The organism is Jeotgalibacillus sp. 10bf12 (assembly GCF_055597105.1).
This window is the reverse complement of the sequence record NZ_CP200276.1, coordinates 1,804,518-1,827,762: the sequence shown is the minus strand read 5'-3', so window position 1 is coordinate 1,827,762 and position 23,245 is coordinate 1,804,518. Positions and strand designations below refer to the sequence as shown.

At 43.8% G+C, this 23,245-nt stretch carries 18 protein-coding genes and 2 riboswitches; of the genes, 5 read left to right on the top strand and 13 right to left on the bottom strand.

The window, feature by feature from the left end; translation table 11 throughout:
* Positions 1-39: 39 nt before the first annotated feature.
* Complete coding sequence (locus DH10bf12_RS09510) at positions 40-372, top strand: hypothetical protein (protein WP_471735089.1); 333 nt, start codon at positions 40-42, stop codon at positions 370-372.
* Positions 373-436: 64 nt separating this feature from the next.
* On the opposite strand, the gene map is transcribed toward DH10bf12_RS09510, so the two are convergent.
* Both map and thiT read right to left on the bottom strand, forming a co-directional pair.
* Entirely contained in the window at positions 437-1,189 is a 753-nt protein-coding gene (gene map, locus DH10bf12_RS09505; RefSeq protein ID WP_471735088.1) for a type I methionyl aminopeptidase, read from the bottom strand.
* Positions 1,190-1,662: 473 nt separating this feature from the next.
* Positions 1,663-2,235, bottom strand: a complete 573-nt coding sequence (gene thiT, locus DH10bf12_RS09500) for an energy-coupled thiamine transporter ThiT (protein WP_134382373.1) — start codon at positions 2,233-2,235, stop codon at positions 1,663-1,665.
* Between the two features lie 107 nt (positions 2,236-2,342).
* A riboswitch (TPP riboswitch) is annotated at positions 2,343-2,445 on the bottom strand.
* 109 nt (positions 2,446-2,554) lie between these two features.
* Here thiT and DH10bf12_RS09495 point away from each other — a divergent pair.
* A complete protein-coding gene (locus DH10bf12_RS09495; RefSeq protein ID WP_471735087.1) occupies positions 2,555-3,577 on the top strand; it encodes an FUSC family protein in 1,023 nt (340 codons plus the stop codon).
* Between the two features lie 226 nt (positions 3,578-3,803).
* On the opposite strand, the gene metH is transcribed toward DH10bf12_RS09495, so the two are convergent.
* From metH to DH10bf12_RS09480, 3 genes are all read right to left on the bottom strand, one after another.
* Complete coding sequence (gene metH, locus DH10bf12_RS09490) at positions 3,804-7,271, bottom strand: methionine synthase (protein WP_471735086.1); 3,468 nt, start codon at positions 7,269-7,271, stop codon at positions 3,804-3,806.
* Complete coding sequence (locus DH10bf12_RS09485; protein WP_471735085.1) at positions 7,219-9,069, bottom strand: bifunctional homocysteine S-methyltransferase/methylenetetrahydrofolate reductase; 1,851 nt, start codon at positions 9,067-9,069, stop codon at positions 7,219-7,221. The genes metH and DH10bf12_RS09485 overlap by 53 nt, the downstream gene beginning before the upstream one ends.
* Positions 9,070-9,143: 74 nt before the next feature.
* Positions 9,144-9,251: riboswitch (SAM riboswitch) on the bottom strand.
* Between the two features lie 250 nt (positions 9,252-9,501).
* A complete protein-coding gene (locus DH10bf12_RS09480; RefSeq protein WP_471735084.1) occupies positions 9,502-10,029 on the bottom strand; it encodes a DUF4352 domain-containing protein in 528 nt (175 codons plus the stop codon).
* Between the two features lie 149 nt (positions 10,030-10,178).
* Here DH10bf12_RS09480 and DH10bf12_RS09475 point away from each other — a divergent pair, with 149 nt between their 5' ends.
* Positions 10,179-10,820 carry an SOS response-associated peptidase gene (locus tag DH10bf12_RS09475; protein WP_471735083.1) on the top strand — a complete coding sequence of 214 codons (642 nt, stop codon included), beginning with the start codon at positions 10,179-10,181 and terminating at the stop codon, positions 10,818-10,820.
* A 182-nt stretch (positions 10,821-11,002) separates the two neighbouring features.
* Here the strand turns inward: DH10bf12_RS09475 and DH10bf12_RS09470 are convergent, their stop codons facing one another.
* The 8 genes from DH10bf12_RS09470 to DH10bf12_RS09435 all read right to left on the bottom strand — a co-directional run bounded on the left by DH10bf12_RS09470 (position 11,003) and on the right by DH10bf12_RS09435 (position 20,427).
* Positions 11,003-11,659, bottom strand: coding sequence for a potassium channel family protein (locus DH10bf12_RS09470; protein ID WP_471735082.1), 657 nt, complete (start codon positions 11,657-11,659; stop codon positions 11,003-11,005).
* A 29-nt stretch (positions 11,660-11,688) separates the two neighbouring features.
* Positions 11,689-12,435 (bottom strand): STAS domain-containing protein, encoded by a 747-nt coding sequence (locus DH10bf12_RS09465; protein WP_471735081.1) that lies wholly within the window; start codon positions 12,433-12,435, stop codon positions 11,689-11,691.
* Between the two features lie 3 nt (positions 12,436-12,438).
* On the bottom strand, positions 12,439-13,098 hold the full coding sequence (locus DH10bf12_RS09460) for a cobalamin B12-binding domain-containing protein (RefSeq protein ID WP_471735080.1): 660 nt from the start codon (positions 13,096-13,098) through the stop codon (positions 12,439-12,441).
* A gap of 98 nt (positions 13,099-13,196) precedes the next feature.
* Positions 13,197-14,312 carry a DEAD/DEAH box helicase gene (locus DH10bf12_RS09455; protein WP_471735079.1) on the bottom strand — a complete coding sequence of 372 codons (1,116 nt, stop codon included), beginning with the start codon at positions 14,310-14,312 and terminating at the stop codon, positions 13,197-13,199.
* Positions 14,313-14,422: 110 nt separating this feature from the next.
* Positions 14,423-16,258: an ABC transporter ATP-binding protein gene (locus DH10bf12_RS09450; RefSeq protein WP_471735078.1), complete on the bottom strand. Its 1,836-nt coding sequence runs from the start codon at positions 16,256-16,258 to the stop codon at positions 14,423-14,425.
* Positions 16,248-17,978: an ABC transporter ATP-binding protein gene (locus tag DH10bf12_RS09445; protein ID WP_471735077.1), complete on the bottom strand. Its 1,731-nt coding sequence runs from the start codon at positions 17,976-17,978 to the stop codon at positions 16,248-16,250. The genes DH10bf12_RS09450 and DH10bf12_RS09445 overlap by 11 nt, the downstream gene beginning before the upstream one ends.
* A gap of 284 nt (positions 17,979-18,262) precedes the next feature.
* Complete coding sequence (locus tag DH10bf12_RS09440) at positions 18,263-19,774, bottom strand: potassium/proton antiporter (RefSeq protein ID WP_471735076.1); 1,512 nt, start codon at positions 19,772-19,774, stop codon at positions 18,263-18,265.
* A gap of 134 nt (positions 19,775-19,908) precedes the next feature.
* The gene (locus DH10bf12_RS09435) at positions 19,909-20,427 is read right to left on the bottom strand and encodes a type 1 glutamine amidotransferase domain-containing protein (RefSeq protein WP_471735075.1); all 519 of its coding nucleotides are present in this window, start codon (positions 20,425-20,427) and stop codon (positions 19,909-19,911) included.
* Between the two features lie 89 nt (positions 20,428-20,516).
* Between DH10bf12_RS09435 and DH10bf12_RS09430 the strand changes: the two genes are divergently transcribed.
* Together DH10bf12_RS09430 and DH10bf12_RS09425 are read left to right on the top strand one after the other, a co-directional pair.
* On the top strand, positions 20,517-20,813 hold the full coding sequence (locus DH10bf12_RS09430; RefSeq protein WP_471735074.1) for a DUF6509 family protein: 297 nt from the start codon (positions 20,517-20,519) through the stop codon (positions 20,811-20,813).
* 503 nt (positions 20,814-21,316) lie between these two features.
* Entirely contained in the window at positions 21,317-23,161 is a 1,845-nt protein-coding gene (locus DH10bf12_RS09425; RefSeq protein WP_471735073.1) for a methyl-accepting chemotaxis protein, read from the top strand.
* Positions 23,162-23,245: the final 84 nt, after the last annotated feature.

The window sequence follows — 23,245 nt, the reverse complement described above, 5'->3', positions numbered from 1 at the left end:
AAAATAGTGGAAGACGATTTTTTGAAGAGAGGTTTTATGTTGGACGGGCAGTTATTATTCGCAATGTTTTTAATTACACTTCTTGTGGGACCAATACTGATGACAATTTCAATCGTTTTTGGTTTAAGAAAAAATGTTAAATGGCTTTGGATCACGAACGTAGTCTTTCTGATCTTTACTTTCATCATCTCAGCTTATTATCTGCTGCAGGTTGATCAGATCGCCACACAGAATCCTACGCCTGGCGGGACTGGTGTTCTTGTGATGCTATTGATTTCATCATGGATCTCTGTTCCGACAGCCCTTTCATTCTTCCTGCTGGCAGCTGCAATTTTTATGCAGCAGCGTAAAAAAGCAAAGGAAGTTGCATAAGAAAAGGACTTGTGACGTTCACAAGTCCTTTTTCATGTCCAGCTCCAGGTGCTTTCAGTTTCTCTTATGCTTTTTTAGATTCTGTTAAAATAATCGGCTCGCCTTTTGTGATGACAATTGTATGCTCAATCTGTGCGACTAAGCTGCCATCCGGTGTCTTATACGTCCAGCCGTCATTCTGTTCTTCCACAAAGTCTGCTCCTGAAGAGATAAACGGTTCAAACGCAAGGACAGTCCCTTCTGCTAATAACTCGTTATCCCATGGATCATGGTAGTTCAGAATATGATCCGGTGCTTCATGAAGTGACTTTCCGACACCGTGTCCTGTCAGGTTCGTAATGACCTGATAACCGTTTTGTCTTGCCACACGTGAAACCGTCTTTCCAAGCTGACTCTTTTTAGAGCCGGCTTTTGCTTTTTTCAGCGCCAGTGTAAAAGCTTCTACTGCGGTTGCGCACAGCTTTTCAAGCGCTGCATTTTCACCTACTACAAACGAAATGCCTGTATCAGCAAAGTAACCATCCAGAGAGCCTGAAACATCAATGTTCACAAGGTCTCCGTCCTGAATTACGCGGTCGCCGGGGATCCCGTGCGCGACTTCATCATTTACACTGATGCACGTATAGCCAGGAAAATCATATTCACCTTTAGGGCCTGAAATAGCACCGTATTGTTCAAATTTCTGCTTTCCGATCTGATCAAGCTCAGCAGTCGTTACGCCGGGCTTTGTTGCTGCACGCATATCATCGCGGATCTCAGCAACGATTGCGCCGATTTTTTTCAGCGCTTCTAATTCTTCGTTTGTTTTTACGATCATACCGATTCTCTCCTTGCTTTATAATGGTTCACTATATCATATGTATGGTGTGGAATGCATGAAAGACGCTATTTCTTGAATAACCGTTTAATCTGCGCTTAGGGTGACGCTTTCCACGCGGCCGGGCGGTGAGCCTCCTCAACGCTTCGCGCCTCCGGGGTCTCACCGGTCCGGCTTCTCGCGTTGGAGTCGCCCCCTTCCGCTCCGATTAAACTATGTAAGGCTTATTTCATAATAATTTATCACACAATTGGTTTATAGTTAGTACAGTATACATTAATAAAAAAGAAGATGACGTTTTTTAAAAGCCATCTTCTTTTTTATATTAAATTCAGGTACATTGAAGCGTAAGGCGGCGACTCCGGGACGAGTAGAGGGAAGCCGAGACCCCACAGCCGAAGGCGAGGAGGCTTGGCAACCTCCGTCCGGAAAGCGTCCGCCTGAAGCGTAAATGAACCGTTTATTTAAACATATCAGGCACTTGTCATCTGACGGTTCGTCGCGACTCTTGGTACTGAGATCAGCAGCGTCGCAAGGACAATTGATGTCAGGATGAAGGCAGGGCCCATGTATGAACCGTTATAGCCAAGTGAGAACAGCCACGCAGGAACACCTTCGCTTCCTGAACCGAAGAAGATAACACCTGCAAGAAAATGACAGATGAATCTTAACAGTGCACCGATAAATACACCTGCTGTGATGTACACGGCAGCTTTTTTCATCGATCCTTCTTCAAGTGAACGCTTCACAACCCCTGCAAACAGACCTGCAAATCCAATCACAGTAAATGCCAGCGGATAATCAAGTATCCCCTGAACAGGATCAATAATATAGGCACCGAACATTGTCTGCAGCAGACCTACTAGAAATCCTGTTAACAGACCGCCTTTTAACCCCCAGCGAAATGCCATCAGAATAATGGGCACCATCACAAAGCTGATAGACCCACCTTGTGGCCAGAGACTGAATGAAAACTGGTCAAGGATAATACCGATTGCTGAAAAGATCGCAACCTCCACTAAAAATAATAACTTCTTACGCTCCATATGTCTTCCTCCTTTTGCGAAATCGATGCAGCTCGCACACAGGGGAATTCAACGGGCTACTCCATATAAAAAGGGCCCCGGGGATAGAAACCCAGAGACCCTGAAAAGTCCGTTTCCATCCACATTCCTGCGTAAGCATTAACTTACAGGTTCGAAGGGTCTGAACAAGTCTGTTCACTCTCAGCCTATATGGCTCCCCTTGTGGAAATTGCATCTATTAGTATTGTAACTTATATTCGGAATCATGTCATCTCCCCCACTTTTTGTATGCTATACTATAACACGTCTAATTTACTAAAAAAGGAGGTTCCCGACTCATATGCAATGGTTAAAAAGAAGATTTATCGGCGGCAGAATTTTAAAGACGGGTGTTGCGGTGTTTTTAACTGCGCTGATCTGTCAGCTGTTCAATCTGCCAGTTGTTTTCGCCGTCATTACTGCGATTGTAACAATTGAACCGACAGCTGCCGATTCGATTAAAAAGGGGATGATCCGTTTCCCTGCATCTGCCATCGGGGCCTCTATTGCGATGCTCGCCACCTTCTTACTTGGCGATACGGCGATTACATATACAATTTCAGCGGTGCTGACAATCTGGATCTGTTACAAACTGAAGCTTGATGCAGGTATGCTGGTTGCCACATTGACAGCCGTCGCGATGATTCCAGGGACAGAAGATCACTTCCTGCTTGAATTTGTTAAAAGGCTTGGTACAACAGGAATCGGTATTTTAACTTCCACACTCGTCAACTTTTTACTAATGCCGCCAAAATATAAGGATCAGATTATTTCACTCATTTCTGATTCACAGGCTAAGCTTACACAGCTGCTTGCTGAAAGAATGAATGAGCTGCTCGATCAGAGAAACTCACCAATGAATCTTGAATCCGCATCCAATCAGCTGCGTACGCAGCTTGACCGGGCAGATATGTTCTGCAGATTTCAGCTTCAGGAATGGCATTATCATTCATATAAACGAGAGGAAATGAATGAAATCCAGACGCTGCAAAAAAAGATTTACCTTTTAAGGCAGCTATCCTTCCATTTAGCCAACCTGATCTCACTGCCTTCAGACGATGCGCCTGAATGGTCGATTGAAGAAAAGCAGGCAGTCCGCACACTTGTCTCACAGCTGAATAACCGGATTATCAGAACCGGTGAACAGGAGCCGATGGATGCCGATGCGCTGGCGCTTCTCCGTCATGAGCTGAAAGGTGAAACAGATGAAGATGAACTGCCTGATAAAAGTTATATTTACTTTGAATTGTTAACGATTCACGCACTGCTGAAAAAGCGCAGATCGTTTGTCAAGGTTCCAAGTGCGAGGCCGGAGGAACTTTAATATTTTTGACACGAGAAAAGCCGGGGATTGCTCCCCGGCTTTTTTAGTTAGCTAAAACATTTTCCCTTTGCGAGTCAATAGTCCTGAAGTGTCGAAGTGTACCTGTTAAACGTCGAACATCACTACGTAAACAGCGAACACCACGCATTTACTCTCGAACAATCTTGAGCAAACGCCGAACACCAGCGAACGAGCATCGAACCATTAACCGAAACACAATGCCCGACTACATCACATTAAAATACCTCGCATCAGGATGTGCAAACACAATCGCTGACACACTCGCTTCAGGCTCCATCATAAAGCCGTCTGTCAGCTGAACGCCGATTTCTTCAGGGCTGATCAGCTTGAACAGTTTTTCCTGATCTTCAAGCTCAGGACATGCCGGATAACCGAATGAGAAACGCTGCCCCTGGTATTTGGCACTGAAACGTTCCTGCATCGTAAAGTCAACAGGGTCCGGGAAACCCCAGCGGTCTCTCATCTGCTGGTGCAGCAGTTCTGCGAATCCTTCTGCTGTTTCAAGTGCGAGCGCCTGAAGCGCATGGCTTTCGAGGAATCTGCCTTCTTCTTTATATTGCTGCGCTTTTTCACGGATCCCTCTGCCTGCTGTGACAGTAAAGAATCCTACATAATCCATTACGCCGCTCTCTTTCGAACGAAGGTAATCTGCCAGACACAGATAAGGTGCTCTCGGCTGACGCGGGAATGTATAACGTTCAATTTCCTGTCCGGTTTCAGGGTGATAGATGATGACGTCATCCCCTTCACTTTGAGCCGGAAAAAATTGATAGACAGCAGCCGGCGTAATTAGGCCTTCCCGCTTCACATCTTCAATCAGGCGATCCACTGTTTCTTTTACCATCAGTGTCTTTTCATCTTTTTCTTCAAGCAGTCTTGAAATTTTTCCTTTTACCCCTAAGTGGTGACCAAGAAGCATTTGCATATTAATATAGGCTTCAACGTGCGCAACTGAGTAGGAGCTGATCACGTGACGCTTCGTATCGTTCGGAACAAATACAGGTGCTTCTGCAACCTGCGGCTTATCGATGACCCCGACTGCCGCTTCCCTGGCCGGTCTTGGTTCCTGGGACTGAAGCTTTTCCTGCTTCGCAAAGATTTCTTCACTCAGTTTTGCACGCTCGAGCTCATCCTGCAGCTGATTAGCAAGGCTCAGTCCGTTCATTGCATCTTTCGCGTAGAGGACAAGACCATCGTAATGATTGGAGATTTTTGTATCAACAAACTTACGGGAAAGTGCTGCCCCACCGACAAGGATCGGAACCTCAAGTCCTTTTTCACGCATATCTCCTGCAGTGATAACCATTTGCTGGGCTGACTTTACAAGAAGTCCGGATAAGCCGACGATATCCGGCTTTTCACGCTCAATGGCTTCAATCAGTTCAGGTGGTGTCACTTTAATACCAAGGTCCACGACATCATATCCATTATTACTCAAAATAATTTCAACCAGGTTTTTACCGATATCATGAACGTCACCTTTTACTGTTGCCAGGATGACTTTACCTTTAGAAGAAGAGTTATCAGAAGCTTCCATATGCGGCTCTAAGAAAGCCACTGCTGCCTTCATGACTTCAGCACTCTGGAGCACTTCAGCTACAATCAGCTGATTGTCATTAAAGAGTCTGCCAACTTCCTTCATTCCTGTCATTAGAGGTCCGTTAATAATTGAAAGCGGCTCATCAAATTCCTTCAGTGCGAGGTCAAGATCGGGCAGCAGCCCTTCTTTTGTTCCCTCTACAACATAGTAGGCAAGTCTTTCATCAAGCGTCATATCCGGCAGATCAGATAATGTCTCTTTCTTTTTGCCGCGGTAGAAAGCTGTGAATGCAGCAAGTGTTTCATCTGTTGTATCAAATAACAGCTTTTCAGCCATTTTTACTTCCTCAGGGTCAATCGAAGCAAAACGCTCAAGCTTCTCTGTATTCACAATCGCATAATCGAGCCCTGCCAGTGTACAGTGGTACAGATAGACTGCGTTTAATACTTCACGTCCGACTGGCGGAAGACCAAATGACACGTTGCTGACACCGAGTACAGTCTGTGTTTTTGGAAAGGCATCTTTTATTAAACGGATCCCTTCAACTGTGGCATTAGCTGAACCGATATACTGCTCATCACCCGTTCCAACAGGGAATACAAGCGGATCAAAAATAATATCCGTCGGGTCAACACCATAGTCTTCCGTTAAAATCTGATAGGAGCGTGCTGCGATTTCAAGCTTTCTTTCAGCAGAAACCCCCATTCCTTTTTCATCGATCGTACCGACAACCAGTGCAGCGCCGTATTGTTTGGCAAGTGGAACCACCGCATCAAAGCGTTCGAGCCCATCTTCAAGGTTAATTGAGTTAATAATTGATTTCCCCTGAGAATAGCGGAGCGCTTTTTCGATTACCTTTTCATCTGTTGAGTCAATGACGAGCGGCACTTTCACCTTCTTTACGACTTCCTGCATGAACACTTCCATATCCTCTTCTTCTTCACGGTCAGGGTCAGCAAGACAAATATCAATGACATGGGCACCTTTTTTCACCTGCGCCCGTGCGATTTCAGATGCCTCTTCAATTTTACCTTCTGCAATGAGGCGCTTGAATTTACGTGAGCCAATCACATTTGTACGCTCACCAATCATCAGCGGACGCATAGACGGGTCATCATAGATCAGCGGCTCAATGCCTGATACTGTGTGCTCTTTTTTAGGCTTGTGTGTACGCGGCTTATAGTTCTCCATCGCTTCAGCAATGGCTTTAATGTGTGCAGGGGTTGTCCCGCAGCAGCCACCCACAATGTTCAGCCAGCCTTTTTCAGCAAAGCCGCTCAGCTTTTTAGCAAGCGTCTCAGGCGTTTCATGATAGACGCCCTCTTCATCCGGCAGACCTGCATTCGGGTAACAGCTGACATATGACTGATTGATCTCTGAGAGTGAACGGATATGATCCTGCATAAATTCAGGACCCGTTGCACAGTTCAGTCCGACTGATACAGGGTTCATATGTTCAACGCTGATATAGAAAGAATCAATCGTCTGTCCTGCAAGCGTTGTGCCCATTGGTTCAATCGTCCCTGAGATCATCAGTGGCAGTTCTTTGCCTGTCTTCTTAAAAGCATCCTGAATCCCCAGGAATGCACTTTTTACATTCAATAAATCCTGACTCGTTTCAATCAGCAGCAGATCAGCGCCGCCGTCTATTAACCCTTTTGCCTGTTCAGCATAAGAATCTTTCAACTGTTCAAATGTTGCACCGCCAGTAACGCTTAACGTTTTCGTTGTCGGTCCCATTGAGCCTGCAACAAAGCGCGGACGGTCTTCTGTTGACCATTTAGCGGCTGACTTTCTGGCAATTTCAGCACCAAGCCGTGAAAGTTCATAAGCATCAGATGCGATATCATATTCTTCAAGCACGACGCTCATACTGCCGAATGTGTTCGTTTCCACGATATCTGCGCCTGCTTCAAAATAGGCGTCATGGATGGTTTCAAGCAGATCAGGACGCGTGCGGTTCAGGTTCTCATTACACCCCTCAAGGTCCTCACCACCAAAATCTTCTGCTGACAGGTTCGCATCCTGAAGCATCGTACCCATTGCACCGTCCATAATCAGGATTCTTTTCTTAAGCTGTTCATTGAATAATGTGCGCACGTTGGTTTCCTCCTCTCTTTGCCGCCTGCTCATTGGCATAGCGTGTTAATTCTGCTGTCATTTCATAGCGCATAAATGGTGTGATCAGATAGATGCCATTAAATAGATCGAGCGCTGTATCAATCAGTGACTTTGTAATGGCCAATCCTTCCTGGTAAGATTTTTCACGGTCACCGGACACTGCTGCCATCCGGTCTCTTACCTGTTCAGTTAATTTGATACCGGGTACTTCATTATGAAGGAAGTCTGCGTTTTTGCTGCTTGTCAAAGGCATCAGGCCAATATATACGGGCTTTCCAAGATCCTTAACTGCTTCAGCTGTCTGAATCAGCTTTTCCTCAGAGAATACAGGCTGACTCATAAAGTAATCAGCTCCGGCCGAGATCTTTTTCTCCAGACGCTGTACGGCTCTTTCAACACTTCTGACATTCGGGTTGAATGCCGCACCGATCGTAAATGAAGCTTTCTCGCCTAAGTCTTTTCCGGACATCGACATGCCGTTATTCAGCTGCTGGATCATTTCAATCAATTCAAATGATGATACGTCATAGACTGAAGCTGCACCCGGGAAATCCCCAACCTTTGTCGGGTCACCTGTGACAGCCAGAATGTCATGAAGCCCAAGTGTGTGAAGTCCCATCAGATGGCTTTGAAGCCCGATCAGATTACGGTCTCTGCACGTCAGATGAACAAGCGGACGGACGCCCTGCTGTTTGATCAGGTAACCAAGTGACTCATTGGATACACGCGGACTCGCAAGTGAGTTATCAGCAAGAGTAACAGCATCAGCTCCGGCTGCACCGAGTGCTTTTGCACCTTCGATAAACTTATCTGTATAAAGCTTCTTGGGAGGATCGAGTTCAACAATGACTGATTTGCGGTCTCTAACGATGTCTGTGAGGGGCTCAGGCAAATCCTTTTGTCTTGAGCGCACTACAATCTTTTCAGCTTTCTCCACTCTTTTTTCAGTAATAGGTGCAAGCCCTTTTAGTGCCTGGCTGAATGCTCTCACATGATCCGGCGTTGTCCCGCAGCATCCCCCGAGCAGTCTGACTCCCTGCTCTCTGAATGCAGGTGCCACCTCACCAAAGTATTCAGCATTATTGCTGTACTGAAGTGAGCCTTCTGAGTAAGATGGAAGACTCGCGTTTGGATAACAGGACAGATAAGCCTTTTCAGGAAGCGGTACCTGTTCAAGTGACTTAATCATATGGAATGGACCCTGTCTGCAATTTAAGCCAACTACATCGGCTCCAAGCTGTTCAAGCTCCAGTAGCGCTTCAGAAACCGGTTTACCATTTTGCATCACATCCGGCTCCTGAACTGAAATATGCGCAATAATCGGCAGGTCTGTTTCTTTTCTGGCGATTTCAATGACCGCTGCCAGTTCCTCGAAATCGTAATACGTTTCAAATAATAACCCGTCTACTCCTTCTAACAGTAAACAGTAAAGCTGTTCTCTGAATGTCCGCTTGATTTCATTCAGGTCAATCGATTGAGGACGGAAGCTTCTGATCCCGCCGATTGTACCGAGAATGAAGGTATTGTCTTTCGCCGCAGCTTTAGCGTTTTTTACAGCCGCAGTATTGATTTCTTTTACCTTTTCTTCGAGTCCGTAGCGCTCGAGCTTATGATAGTTCGCGCCGTAGGTATTTGTTTGTATCACATCAGCACCAGCATCAATGTATGCACGATGAATTTGCTGGATATGCTCTGCATGAGACAGATTTAATTCTTCAAAGCACTGATCTGAGCCATATGAATACAGGAGGGTTCCCATCGCGCCGTCACCAATCAGAATTCTTTGCTTCATTTCTTCAAGTAAGTTCATTATTTCACCCTTCCTGATGTATATACAAAAAAGCCTTCCATCATCATAGATAAGAAGGCTTTAGACTACTAAGCTTCTTATCTTCCCTGCATGATTGCAGGATGGATTTAGCACCTTTTCACATTGTGTGTAGGTTGCTGAGGTTTCAACGGGCCTGTTCCCTCCGCCTCTCTTGATAAGAATCCACGCTATTCAATTAATTATGACAACTTTACAAGAAAGGTGGCTGTTGTGTCAATAGGAGTGATGATTAAAATACGTTTAGGTAAATGATTGGATATAAAAAAGAGGCTGAACATAATTGTTCGAGCCCCTTTAATCGTTTCGCTTCACTTCAGGCGGACGCTTTCCGTGGCCGGACGGTGTCTTCACCTTACGCTCCGCTGCATTTATCATGTCCATTTTTATAAAAGCCAAGTGCTTAAAATACGATTAGTCTAAAGAAGTAATCCCCGGCAGTCTCCATTCAACTTCTTCTTCACCGATTGTGCCGAAAAGTTTGAATGCAGTTGCTGCTGCAGATTCATATTGTAATGAGCCTTCTGCTGATTCTCCTGCTGCGATTGTCCATTCAGACGGATCGCCGTAAGCCATTTTTTCTTCATCTGTAAGATCAGTCAATGTGAAGTCCTCTGAAGATAAAGATACTTCCTCTTCACCATTATTTGTCACTGTCATATTGATCTCGTAAACACGATTCGTGTCATCGATTTGTTCAGCAACACCAGTATCAGTCACTGTAACTGTCAGGTCACCTGAAGTTACCTCGTCACCAACAAGATAAAGCTCTGGTTCAGCGCTTTCTTCTTCACCTGCTTCTTCTGTTGAAGCCTCTTCCGTTTCTTCTGCAAATTCCTCAGTTGTTGCTTCTTCTGTTTCTGCCGGCTCTGACGAATCATCTGAGCAGGCTGCAAGCATAAGTGCAGCTGCCATTGCAGATACTAACCAAAATTTCTTCATATGGAAAACCCTCCTGAATATGTATGTCTGTATTCAGTATGATTCGTATACCGAAACAAATCAACCGATTACCTTTAAAAGGAAATAAGTTGTAATCTTCTCTATCTTCGCAATATTTTGTTAGAATGCTTATAAAGGAGAGATGAGGGATGTGCGGACGATTTTCTTTAGTTGAGGCGATGTATGATCTGCAGCAGTATTATCAGTTTGAGATGAGGGATGATTTTCTTTATACGCCAAACCTGAACCTGTCACCAAGTCAGCATGCTGCAGCGGTTGTGCAGTTAAACGGACAGCGTTATCCCGCCTCTTTCAGGTGGGGACTGATTCCCCCTTTTGCTAAGGATGAAAAAATTGGGTATAAAACGTTCAATGCCAGGTCTGAAACGGTCGCAGAGAAGCCAAGCTTTCGCAGAGCATTTGAATCCAAACGGTGCCTGATTCCTGCCACTTCATTTTACGAATGGAAAAAATCAGGGAGGGAAAAACAGCCCTACGAAATAAAGAGGCACGACGGTGAGCCGATTACATTTGCAGGTCTGTGGGAGTCTTGGCGTCATGATGATCAAATCATCAGAAGCTGTACGATCTTAACGACTGAACCAAATGATCTGATGGCTGATATCCATACTAGAATGCCTGTCATACTTGAACGGGATGCTTTCAATCAGTGGCTGGACCCGGAAGAAGATAAAGCGTCGCTTAAAAAACTTCTCAAGCCCTGTGCAAGTGAACTGCTGATGGCTGAAGAAATTTCAGGAGAGAGATTTAAAAGATCCGGAACCTCATAAAGAGATTCCGGATCTTTTATTAGACTTTGCTAAAGTTGGCTGTTGATTTCCGCTTCAGGGGACGCTTTCCGCGGCCGGGCAGTGAGCCCTCAGGCTTCGCAATGCCCCTCCGCCCCCTCACGCTTCAATCATCAGCTGTGCAGTAATACTGATAGATTTTAACAAAACAATTATTAACACGATCAGACACCCTGTTTCTCAAATCGGTGAAGCTTTCTGTTCTCACCGATGACAATCAGTACATCCTCTTTTTGAATTTTATCGTCTCCACTTGGTGATACAATCATATCATGCTGCCTGTAGATCCCGACAATGTTACATCCAAAGCGGTTTCTGATGTTCAGTGCGGCGATAGTTTTACCGATAATTTTCGGCGTTGCTTTTATTTCGACCATTGAATGCTCTTCAGTCAGTTCAACATAATCAATAAAATGTTTGGATGCCAGTCTGTGGGCAATTCGCCGTGCCATATCTTTTTCAGGACGTATTACGCGAGTTGCACCAATTTTTTCAAGTACCTTCTGATGATAAAGACTGGATGCTTTTACCCAGATTTCCTTCACACCTAGGTCAGTTAAAATAATTGTTGTTAAGATACTCGCCTCTATATTTTCACCGAATGATACGACAACGAGATCAAAGTTTCTAATGCCAGCCTGAATCAGAAGCTGTTCATCCTGTGCATCTCCCTGGATGACATGTGTGGCAATATCAAAGTATTTGTCTACTAACTCTGCATTGCGGTCCATCGCAAACACTTCTGCACCGATTTCGTGGAATTCCTCAACCAGATGTCCACCAAAACTGCCCAGTCCGAGTACTGCAAATTGTTTATTCATGTCAATCCTTCTTTCTCCTTCACATACTTTCAGTAAACAATCCTGGAAAGTTTGTCCTCAAGATTATTTATAAAAGTAAGCTTTTGCATCTTTTTAATCTGATGAAGATATGGTGCGTGCTCAGGCTTTACACCAGTAATTGTACAACCTGTCCCGAACAGTGAAAAGCTTTTAATCATTTTCATTAATTCATCCACACCGGCATCTTCCATTAATCCCACTGATTGAAGATCAATGATGACTTCATCAATATTGTTTGCATAAAGATCTTCCAATATCCGCTCCTGATTGTTATGGATCAGTGTGACACTTAAGTCTCCAACGATCGGTATCAGAACGATTTCATCAGTCAGATGGATCGCTGCGGTGCTTAATTCACTGATCCGCATAAATGATTTTTCAAGCTGATTCTTTTTTAAAATCAGTTCCATGTCACTTTCTTCAAGGCGGCGCTGATGCTCTTTTACTTTATTCATCAGCTGAACAATCAGATGATCCTCCTGTTGAAGAACTAAAGCTGCCTGTTCTTTGTCCCATTCAATTAAAATGGTGAAAAGTGATATTGTTCCTTCTGCCGTGACCAAGTTTAGTTCTAACTTTTCTACATGCTCATCCTGTATAAATCTAACGGCTTTTTCCCGGCTTTCATCATCAACCCAGTCGAGGAATGAAGGGGCTTTGCCAAGCAGTTTCAGTGCTTTGCCTGAAGCTTCTTTTATATTTAATTCATGATCAATGATCACCACAGGCATTGGCATGGCATCAAGGTGGATCAATGTTTATTTTCCTCCTTTAGCGCGATCAGATAACCATGCAGTCAGTTCGCTTCCTTCCTGAATGATCGTTACCTTGGAGTCGTCAGCCTTATCTAACAGACGATCCGGTAATGTAAGAAAACGGCCGCCGATTAACAGCTCTGTATTGTCAAAACGCTCCATCAATCTTTGAATATAAGTGGGAACTCTTTCACCCTGCTTCAGCATACTTGCTGACATTCCGATGACACCCGGCTCCCAGTTCACTGCCATTGTTAACACAAACTCTACTGGAAGGTTTGCACCCATCAGACGGACTTCATAGCCTTTTTCTTCAAAGATCTGCGCAATCATACGTATACCAAGGTCATGCTCTTCTTTTTCTACGCAGAAAAATAAAGCTCTTCCCTGATCCTGTTCTTGATTTTTAATTCTCGGCAATAGAATTTCGTGCTTATAACGTGCCAATGTAAAGTCGCAGGTCGTTGTTGCAAGGTGCTCATCTGCAACTGATATTTCATTCTCCTGCCACTTTTGACCGATCTCGACCATGGCTGGTGTTAATAGCTTATAAAATATGTCTTCCGTAGAAGTACCTTTTTCGACCTCATGTATAACATATTCCCACGCCCTATCCTGATCTCCATCAAGCAGTACATGCGTGAAATCTGTTACGGTTTCCATTATATGATCACTCCTCGTATTTTCGAGTGTCTAACTTATACTGATATACAGATTCTCGTTGTTCTGCTATTGAAAGTCAACTGTTCCACTTTAAGGAATCAGACAGTCTGCCACTCACCACGGTACATCGTTACTTCTTCAGGCTCTACTCCAAGTTCTTTTGTAAATCGCTTGATTTTCTTTACTTCTCCAGGCGTAACGAAAGAAAGTACTGTTCCTTTTGCTCCTGCACGGCCGGTTCTGCCTGATCGGTGAATGTACTGATCAAGTGATTCAGCAACATCCATATGAATCACATAAGTGACTTCTTCAATATCAAGCCCTCTCGTTGCAAGATCCGTCGCCAGCAGAAGTGGCAGCTCACCTTTACGGAACTTCCTCATAGAAGCAGCTCTTTCTTCTTTCGTTAAATCACTGTGCAATACAGCAATCTCAAGGTTTTTATAATTGAGCTTTTCAGCTGCTGTCATGACATCAAGCACTTCCTGCATAAACGCAAGCGACTTTTCCTGTTTCATGGAATCCATCCGGACCATTCTTCTGATCATATCAATCTTTTCACGATGTTCACACACCATATACTGATGGCGTACATCCCCCTGCTGAATTTCTTCACGCGCGACTTTTACAATTTCAGGAGACTTCATGATTCCTTTACCGTCTTCAATCACTTCTTCCGGTAAAGTCGCAGAGAACATCGCCATTTGTCTCTGATCCGCAAGTGTACTCTTGATAATCTGACCAATTGATTCTTTATGCTCCGGTAAGAGAAGCTGGTCTGCTTCATCGAGAATCACTGTTTTGATTTCATGTGTCTTCAGTTTTTTCTGTTTAATCAGCTCAAGAATACGTCCCGGTGTACCGATGATCACATGAGGCTGCTTTTTTAATTTTTCAAGCTGTCTTTTAGGGTTTGCGCCACCGATAATTGATGCGGACTTCATACCTGCATCCTTCCCCCATTGCTGAAGGACATCAAGAATCTGCATCGATAGCTCTTTAGACGGGGCAAGAATTAAAGCCTGCGGAAGCTTTTGATCCGGGTTAAGGTTTTCAATCAGAGGCAGCACATAAGAAAGTGTTTTCCCTGTACCTGTAGGCGACTCCGCAATGACATCTTTTCCTTCGATCATCAGTGGGATCACCTTCTCCTGTACAGCTGTCATTTTCTCAAATCCTGTTTCATTCCATTTATTAAGTGTTTTTTCAAGCATCTTTTCCACTCTCCGTTCATCTCATTGCTTATTATTGTACCATTTTCACTGGATTTACGCAGGAATAGAAAAAGAGACCGGACAATTTTGTCCATGTCTCTTCACACACGCTAACTGAGCAGCTGTTCTTTCAGCTGGTTTTTCTGCAGATCTGCATAAAAACCATTTTGCTTCAGAAGGTCCTCGTGATTCCCTCTTTCAATCAGCTGACCGTTATTCAGCACCAGAATCTGATCAGCGCTTTGAATCGTATTCAGTCTGTGTGCAATGACGAAGCTCGTTCGACCCTTCATCAGTACTTCCAGCGCTTCCTGAATTTTTATTTCTGTCACGGTATCAATGCTTGAAGTCGCTTCATCAAGAATTAACAGATCAGGATCCGCAAGCATCGCTCTTGCGATTGCAAGAAGCTGTCGCTGTCCCTGACTGATTCCTTCACCGTCTGCCTTCAACACGGTATCGTAACCATCAGGCATTTTTCTAATAAAACTGTCGGCATTCGCCATTGCAGCTGCTTTTTCAACTTCCTGATCTGATGCAGTCAATTTTCCATATCGAATATTTTCCCGGATTGTCCCCTGAAAAAGAATTGAATCCTGAAGAACAAAAGCCATATGACTTCTCAGACTTGATCTTCTGATATCAGTGAGGTCTATCCCGTCGATCATCACCCTTCCACCGGTCGGGTTATAAAAGCGCGAAAGAAGATTAATAATCGTTGTTTTTCCGGCGCCTGTAGGACCAACCAGAGCGATCGTTTCGCCCGGCAAGGCTTTAAATGAAACGCCTTTTAAAATTGGCTCATCCTCTTCATAAGAGAAAGCCACATTATCAAATGCAACTTGTCCTTCAAGCTTTTTAAGGTCCCGGGCATTCTTTTCATCTTTTCTTTCTTCACTTTCATTCATAATGTCAAATACCCGCTCAGCTCCAGCAACTGCAGATAATAACGTATTAAACTGGTTAGCAAGGTCGTTCAACGGCCTTGTGAACTGTCTTGAATACTCTACAAAAATCACAATCACACCGATTGTAATATAACCATTTAACGCAAGTATCCCGCCAACCAGCGCGATGACTGCAAAGCTCAGGTTATTCAGGAAGTTCATCAGCTTCGGGATAAACCCTGAAAATGTCTGTGCCCAAAAACCTGCGAGCCTCAGCTTTTCATTTTTCTCCTCAAACTGTTGAATGACACGTTCTTCCTGCGAAAAAGTTTTAATGATTCTCTGACCTGACAGCGTTTCCTGAATATAGCCATTTATTTCACCCAGGTTGCGCTGCTGTTCTTTAAACAGTCTACCCGTTCTTTTGGTAATCCATTTCAAGCCGAAAACCATGGCCGGTATGACGAGAACGGTAATCAGCGTAAGCAGCGGACTCAAATAAAGCATGACCCCTACTGTTCCAATCAATGTCAGTACACTCGAGACAATCTGTATCACTGAACTGTTCAGTGTCGAACTGACATTTTCCATATCATTTGTCACACGGCTCATTAATTCGCCATGCTGCCTTTTATCAAAAAAAGGAATGGGCAGCTTCTGAAGGTGATTAAACAGCTGCGTTCTCATTGTAAATACGGTTTGCTGCGCAATTCTGACCATCCACATTGCCTGGAACCACATAGACACCGAATAAATGATATATACTGCTCCCAGTACCCAGATCAGCTGCAGCAGCCCGTCTGTATCTCCTGACACAATGTAATCATCAATTGCCATTCCGACCAGAAAGGGACCAAGGAGTGCCATTGCAGAACTGATCAGCACCATCAGGAGCACAAGATAAAGCTTTACTTTATTCATTGATAAATAATGCCAGATCTTTTTCACTGTACCTGAAAAGTCATCTGCTTTTCGTTTTTTGGCACCGGCTCCGGCTTCTTCAATTTCCTCAAGGGATCTTCTTTTATATTGAAAAGGGCGTCTGATTTCATTCAGCATATGGCAATGCCTCCCTTCCTGCCTGAGATTCAACAATTTTCCTGTACAGCTCAGAGGTTTTCACAAGCTCATCATGATGACCTTCATCCAGCAGCTTTCCATCCTCGATTAGCAGAATTCTGTCTGATGCCATCGTCGTACTAATCTTCTGTGTAATCATAATCGTTGTGCAGGACAGCTCTTCTAGCGCCTGCAGCAATCTTGCCTCTGTCTTCATATCAAGTGCACTTGTACTGTCATCCAGTAATAAAATAACAGGTTTTTTAACCAGCGCACGTGCGATAGACAATCGCTGTTTCTGTCCACCCGATAGGTTCACACCCTTTTGACCGAGAATGGTGTCATACTGCTTTGGCAGGCTCATCACTGTATCGTGAATCTGAGCGCGCCTTGCTGCCTCCTGCACCTCTTCAAAAGTGGCGTGTTCATTTCCCCACTTAATATTTTCCTGAATCGTGCCGGTAAAGAGCATCGCTTCCTGAGGGACAAAACCAATCTGGTTTCTCAGGTTTTTTAACGTGATTTCACTGATCGGCTGTCCATCAATTCTGATCGTTCCTTCATTGACATCATAAAGTCGCGGAATCAGCTGAAAGATCGTTGATTTTCCTGAACCCGTCCCTCCAAGCACCGAGACTCTTTCACCAGCTTTCACCGCGAATGACAAATCATCAATCACTTTCATTGAAGTCTCAGGATATGTAAAACTCACATGTTCAAATGAGACCTCACCATTTTTCATTGTAAAGTTTTTGCTGGATGACTGATCATACAGGTCGATATCTGTGTTCAGTACATCACCGATTCTTGTGCTTGAAGCTTTTGCACGCGAGAAAACCATGATAATCATTGTGACAATCGAAAGTGCGCCAGTCATTCTGGTCGCATAATTCACAATAGCTACTACTTCACCGACACTCGCTCCACCTGTATTCACTTCCACAGTTCCAAACCAGAGAATCACGAGTATGCTGATATTCATTAAAAGCAGTATAACCGGCATTGTCACTTCAATCAGGCGAAGTGCTGAAACGGTCTTGTCCATCAGCTGCTCACTTGACTGACGAAATCTTTTCATCTCATGCTTCCCTCTTAAGAAGGCTTTGATCAGTCGAATGCCAATTAAGTTTTCCTGCATGACATTATTCACGTGGTCAAGACGCTCCTGAACGGACTTGAACAGATTTCCTGCTTTACTCATAACGATAATTAAAAACAAGATAAGAACCGGCACAGAGATCACAAGCACCAGCGCAAGCATTGGATTAACAAGCAGCGCCATAATGACACTTCCAATCACGAGAAGTGGCGCACGCATCATGATCCTGAGACTCATAAATACTGTATTCTGGAGCATCGTGACATCATTTGTCAGCCTTGTAATGAGTGAAGATGTTGGAAAAACACTGAAGTTTGAAAAAGAGAAATCCTGCACTTTCTTATACAATGCTTCCCTGATATCAAAGCCGAAGCTCTGACTGACATGTGAAGAATAAAATGAATTCGTCACCCCTGCTGCAAACGCGGCGAGTGAACAGCCGACAAGAACTGCCCCCCACATCATGACAGCAGACAAATCATTTTGAAGAATTCCCTGGTCGATAATATAAGAAATAATTAAAGGCTGAACCAGCTCTACAGCAAGCTCTGTCAGCATGAGTAAAAGTGCAATGATAATCGCGATTTTATAAGGTGTTAAAAATGAAGTGATTTTTGTCATAAGCATTCTTCCTTCCAGACCATTTGAGACTCGAAATACCTATACGTACTGTACCATAATTTTGCCACTTTTCAGAGAGATTTAGCTGTCTGTTGTTAATTGGTTCAGCGGTGGGTGATGACTCGGCCACCTGTGCCATTAATTGATTATCCGCTATGCCGACCGGTGTAAATTGAAACAGCTGCACGCTTAACAGGCTGAAGATTAGAATCGGCATTTCAGGTAATCGAACACCGGACTCTACTTCATGATTTTCAGAAAATCTCATCAAAAAAGAGCCGGGCTTATGAGCCTGACTCTTTCGTTTCACTATTAACAGGTTCCGATACTTCCTCTTTTTCTTCAGCTGTCCATTTCTTCTGATAAAAACGGACCTTAACGAGATCACGTGTTTTCTTTTTCGTCAGGACATAAAGGGTGTCCCCTTCTTTTAATTTCGTAACCCCTGTGGGTGTGAGTATCTTTTCTTTTCTGATCACAGCAGTAATCAGTGTATATTTCGGTAATGTAATATCTGCCAGTTTCATTCCGGCAACTGCTGAATCTTTTGGTATTGTTAATTCAACCATTTCAGATTCCGTTTTACCAAGGGCGATTAACTCCAGACTGTATGGACTTTGCGGTTTTTCATCGCCCGCCAGACCAAGCTTATTGCCAAGCCATGAGAGCGTCCCTCCCTGGATCAGCGCTGAAGTCAGGACGACGAAGAAAACTGTATTAAAGATCAGCATCGCATTTTCAACACCGGCAACAATCGGATAAGTTGCCAATACGATCGGAACAGCGCCTTTTAAGCCTGCCCAGGAAATAAAAAGCTTCTCTTTCCCGTTGTATTTCATCCCAATCATACTTAAAAACACTCCGACTGGCCGGGCAATGAGCATCAAAATAAGAGACAACAGCATACCCTGCCAAATTACTTCAAGCAGCTGTTCCGGAAAAACAAGCAGCCCAAGCATGATAAACATGACAATCTGCATCATCCATGCAAATCCTTCATTAAATCTCAGGATTGAATGACGATATGGAATTTCATAATTACCAACAACTACAGCCATCACATAGACAGCCAATAAGCCGCTTCCGCCTATAAAAGTTGTGCCTGCATATGTAAAGATCGCAAATGATAAGGCCAGTACCGGGTACAAACCTGATGCGTCCAGGTTAATGTTTGTGATTGCAAATACAGTTAATCTGCCAAGCAGTAATCCGAGGATCAAACCGACAGACATCTGAATCATAAATCCTGATATCATTGACCAGACACCTGTATCAGGCAGCTGAATCAGCTCGATAAACATCACCGTCAGAAATACAGCCATCGGATCATTCGTACCAGATTCGGCTTCGAGCGTAGAAGTCAATTTTGCTTTTATATTCTTTGTACCCAAAACAGAGAATACAGCTGCAGCATCTGTTGAACCAACAATCGCACCGAGTAATAAACCTTCAAGCCATGACAACTCTAAAATCCATACCGCGGCTACACCGACAATCCCGGATGTGACTAAAACACCGGCGGTTGCAAGCGAGGTAGACGCACCAAGAACCGGCCTGATACTCTGCCAGCTGGTTTGCGTACCACCTTCAAATAGAATAATAATAAGAGCTAATATACCAACAAGCTGAACAAATTCAGTATTTTCAAAGTAGATAAATTCGCTGAGAAGCATACCAGCGAGTAAGAAAAGAACCAGAGAGGGCATTCCCAAACGTGAAGAAAACTTTGTAGCGGCTACCCCTATAATCAGCATGGCAGCCATTAAGAAAATCAAACCGTCTACCGTAAAATCCACGTACTCACTCCTTTAAATCGGACAATAGTTAAATTATATCAAAAAGTAAATTGAATTACGCTTGTGAAGCATTTTACATACAAAAAACACCCGGATGGTTTTTACAAACCAAACAGGTGTTTTTGTGACTCAATTTAACTTAATGCTTTTACAAGTGCATGTCCATAAGACGGTAAATCAGGCGGTCTTCTGCTCGAAATAATATGTCCATCCGTCACAACAGCTTCATCATGCCAGATTGCTCCTGCATTTGTCATATCATCTTTAATTCCGGGCGTACTTGTCACGTTAACGCCTTTTAAGATATCAGCTGAAATCAATACCCAGCCTGCATGACAGATCTGACCAATTAATTTTTTATGCTGATTCATGTGCTGAACCATTTCAATGACTTCTTTATAGCGTCTTAATTTATCCGGCGACCATCCACCAGGAACTAAAATGCCATCATATTCTTCTACATTGATTTCATGAAAAGCATAGTCACTGACTGCAGGAACGCCATACTTCCCTATATATTCATGTCCATTTTTCTCTCCGACAAGATGAACAACTACCCCTTCTTCTCTCAGACGCATCACGGGGTACCAAAGCTCCAGATCCTCAAAATCATCGCTTACGAGTGCAATTACCTTTTTAGCATTTAAATTCATTTATAACCCTCCTCATTTTTCCCTTTCGTACATACCATTACCACTTTGATGTATACTGAAACAATAACACATGAAAGGTGGATATATATATGAACATAACTTCTTACACAGTTGAAAAGATAAATGACACATTCGGTATTCTGACAGGAGACCGTTTTGAATTCATGCTTGAACTTGCAAAAGATGAAGAGGATGAACTTTTCCAGGATGGAGATGTCAGCATTAAAGCGTTATACAAAGTAGAAGACGGTGAAGAGCAGCTAATGAAGTATGACCTGATCAAAAGCAGTGACGGCCAGGTATTAGACTTCGAGCTTGAAGATGAAGAAATCAACACAGTGAAATCATTCTGCAGTGAGCACTGGCAGGACGCAAAGGAAGAATAAATATATTAATCATTTGAGCAGAAATCCTGAACAGGATTTCTGCTTTTTATGTGGATATGACCTTCTGTGCTGGAGATTTAGGTCAATGGCCCAGTCATGCGCATCATGGGAGGTGAATTGACGCTTCGTGGCACTCAATTTGGGGGCAGTGCACTCAATCTGATTTTCACTGCACTCGATTCGGCGGATAGTGCACTCAATCTGTGTTTCACAGCACCCAATGCGGCGGGCAGTGCAGTCAATCTGTGTTTCACAGTACTCAATGCGGAGTTCAGTGCACTCAACCAACTTCTTATACCACGTACCAGGTTCAGTATAGCTTCCACCCTCCTCAGCTAACATGCTCCAGACAAGCCTTTATCTTATTTCAATTAAACATTCAGACTATATGATCTAAATTTCAAGAATCGTCAAAATCTTTTCTTGACTCGAAATACATATTCACATAAGATTATGATGAAATGATCAATACTTTATACCTATATAAATGAAGGAAGGATGACATGATGAAGGGGTCCGTAGGTCAAAAGCTGGTATCTGCCTTTCTGATCGTTGCATTAATTTTTGCAGCATCAGGCGTTTATTCTTATATCAATATGAGGGCAATGAGCCAGACATTTGAAAATGTCACTGAATCACTTTTTGAAGCCAGAGCTGCCATACTTGAACTTGAAAGCACGGTTCATGAACAAAACAGTACATATAGAGGGTTTTTATTATCCTCTCAATCCATTTATCTTGATACGTTCTATGAACTCAACGCAGAAACTGCTGCAATCAGCGAGCGGATTAAATCATTGATCACTGACGAAACGTCTCTTCAACTTCTCTCGTCCATTGACAATAAAAATACCGAAATGCTGACAATTGGAGAAGACCTGCTTCCATTATTCGAAGCGAATCCGGATATTGCCAGAGTCAGAGCAACCGGTACGATGACACCGCTTGCCAATCAGCTTGCAGGTGAAGCGAACGACATGATTGACCGGATCAATGAAGATATATCATCTACCCTGCTCGAATCCAATGAGTCTATTGCACAGGCACGGACACTTTCTACCATCATGATGGGGGCAGCCTTTATCATTGCGATCCTGCTTGGGGTCATTCTGACATCCCGCATCACTAAGCCGCTCAAGTCTATGACTGCGATGGCTGAACGCGTAGCTGCCGGTAACCTGACTGATCAGCCTGTTCCAATGAAGGGTAAGGATGAAATCGCAAAACTGCAGCATTCATTTATTGCGATGCAGGATAATCTGAAAAATTTAATTCAGCAGATTTCAATGAACTCTGCACAAGTCGCCGCTTCATCTGAAGAGCTTTCTGCCAATGCTGAACAGACATCGAAAGCGACAGAACAAACGGCAGGCTCGATTGAAGAAATCTCCAGAGGATCTGAAAATCAGGTATCTGCTGCTGACAGAAGCGTTGAGTCACTAAAGAACGTAACAGTCGGCATTCAGACGATTGCTGAAAGTGCAAATGTCATTGAAAACTATTCAACTGAATCCCTTTCTCATGCAAATGAAGGTGGCACATTGGTGGAAAATACGGTTCAAAACATGGAATCAATCAGCCATCGCGTTGGTGAATCCGACCAGGCGATTCAGAACCTGTCTTCACGTACAGATGAGATCGGCTCTATTTTAGATGTTATCCGAGGCATTGCTGATCAGACAAACCTTCTTGCGCTAAATGCAGCGATTGAAGCTGCACGTGCAGGTGAACATGGAAAAGGTTTTGCAGTCGTAGCTGATGAGGTCAGAAAGCTTGCAGAACAATCCGCAGGCTCCACTCATAAAATCAATGATCTGATTAGTGAAATGCAAAAAGATTCATCAAGATCTGTTGAAACAATGAATGTTGTAAAAGCAGAGGTTAAACGCGGCATCCATGCGGCACAGGAAACGCGCGAAAAGTTCCAGTTGATTGTCGGATCCGTTGAACAGATGACTACGCAGATTGAGCAGATGAATGAAACAGCCCAGACCATCGCAGCAAAATCAGATGAAGTGACGGAAACTGTCAGCAGCATGACCGGCATTGCCAAAGATACAAATGATCACTCTGCAAGCGTAAGCGCTACTGCCCAGCAGACACTCGCTTCCATGGAAGAAGTCACATCCTCTGCCACTGCTCTGACAGGTATGGCAGAAGAACTGCAGGACTTGATTGCAAAGTTTGAGCTTCCGGATGAAAAGGCATTTGAAATATACGAGGAACCTCGTGTTGAAGATGATAAAGGTAAAGCTCTATACTCAGATGAACCTGACTTTGAAAGTGAAGACAGGCTAGCAGACGAAGAATCATACGACCAGGAAAATGAGCAGTCGAAAATATCATAGATGAACTAAAGGCCGGGACAATTAAATTGTCCCGGCCTTTACATTATTGAAGTATTCAAGTGACGAATCATACTTACTTTACAG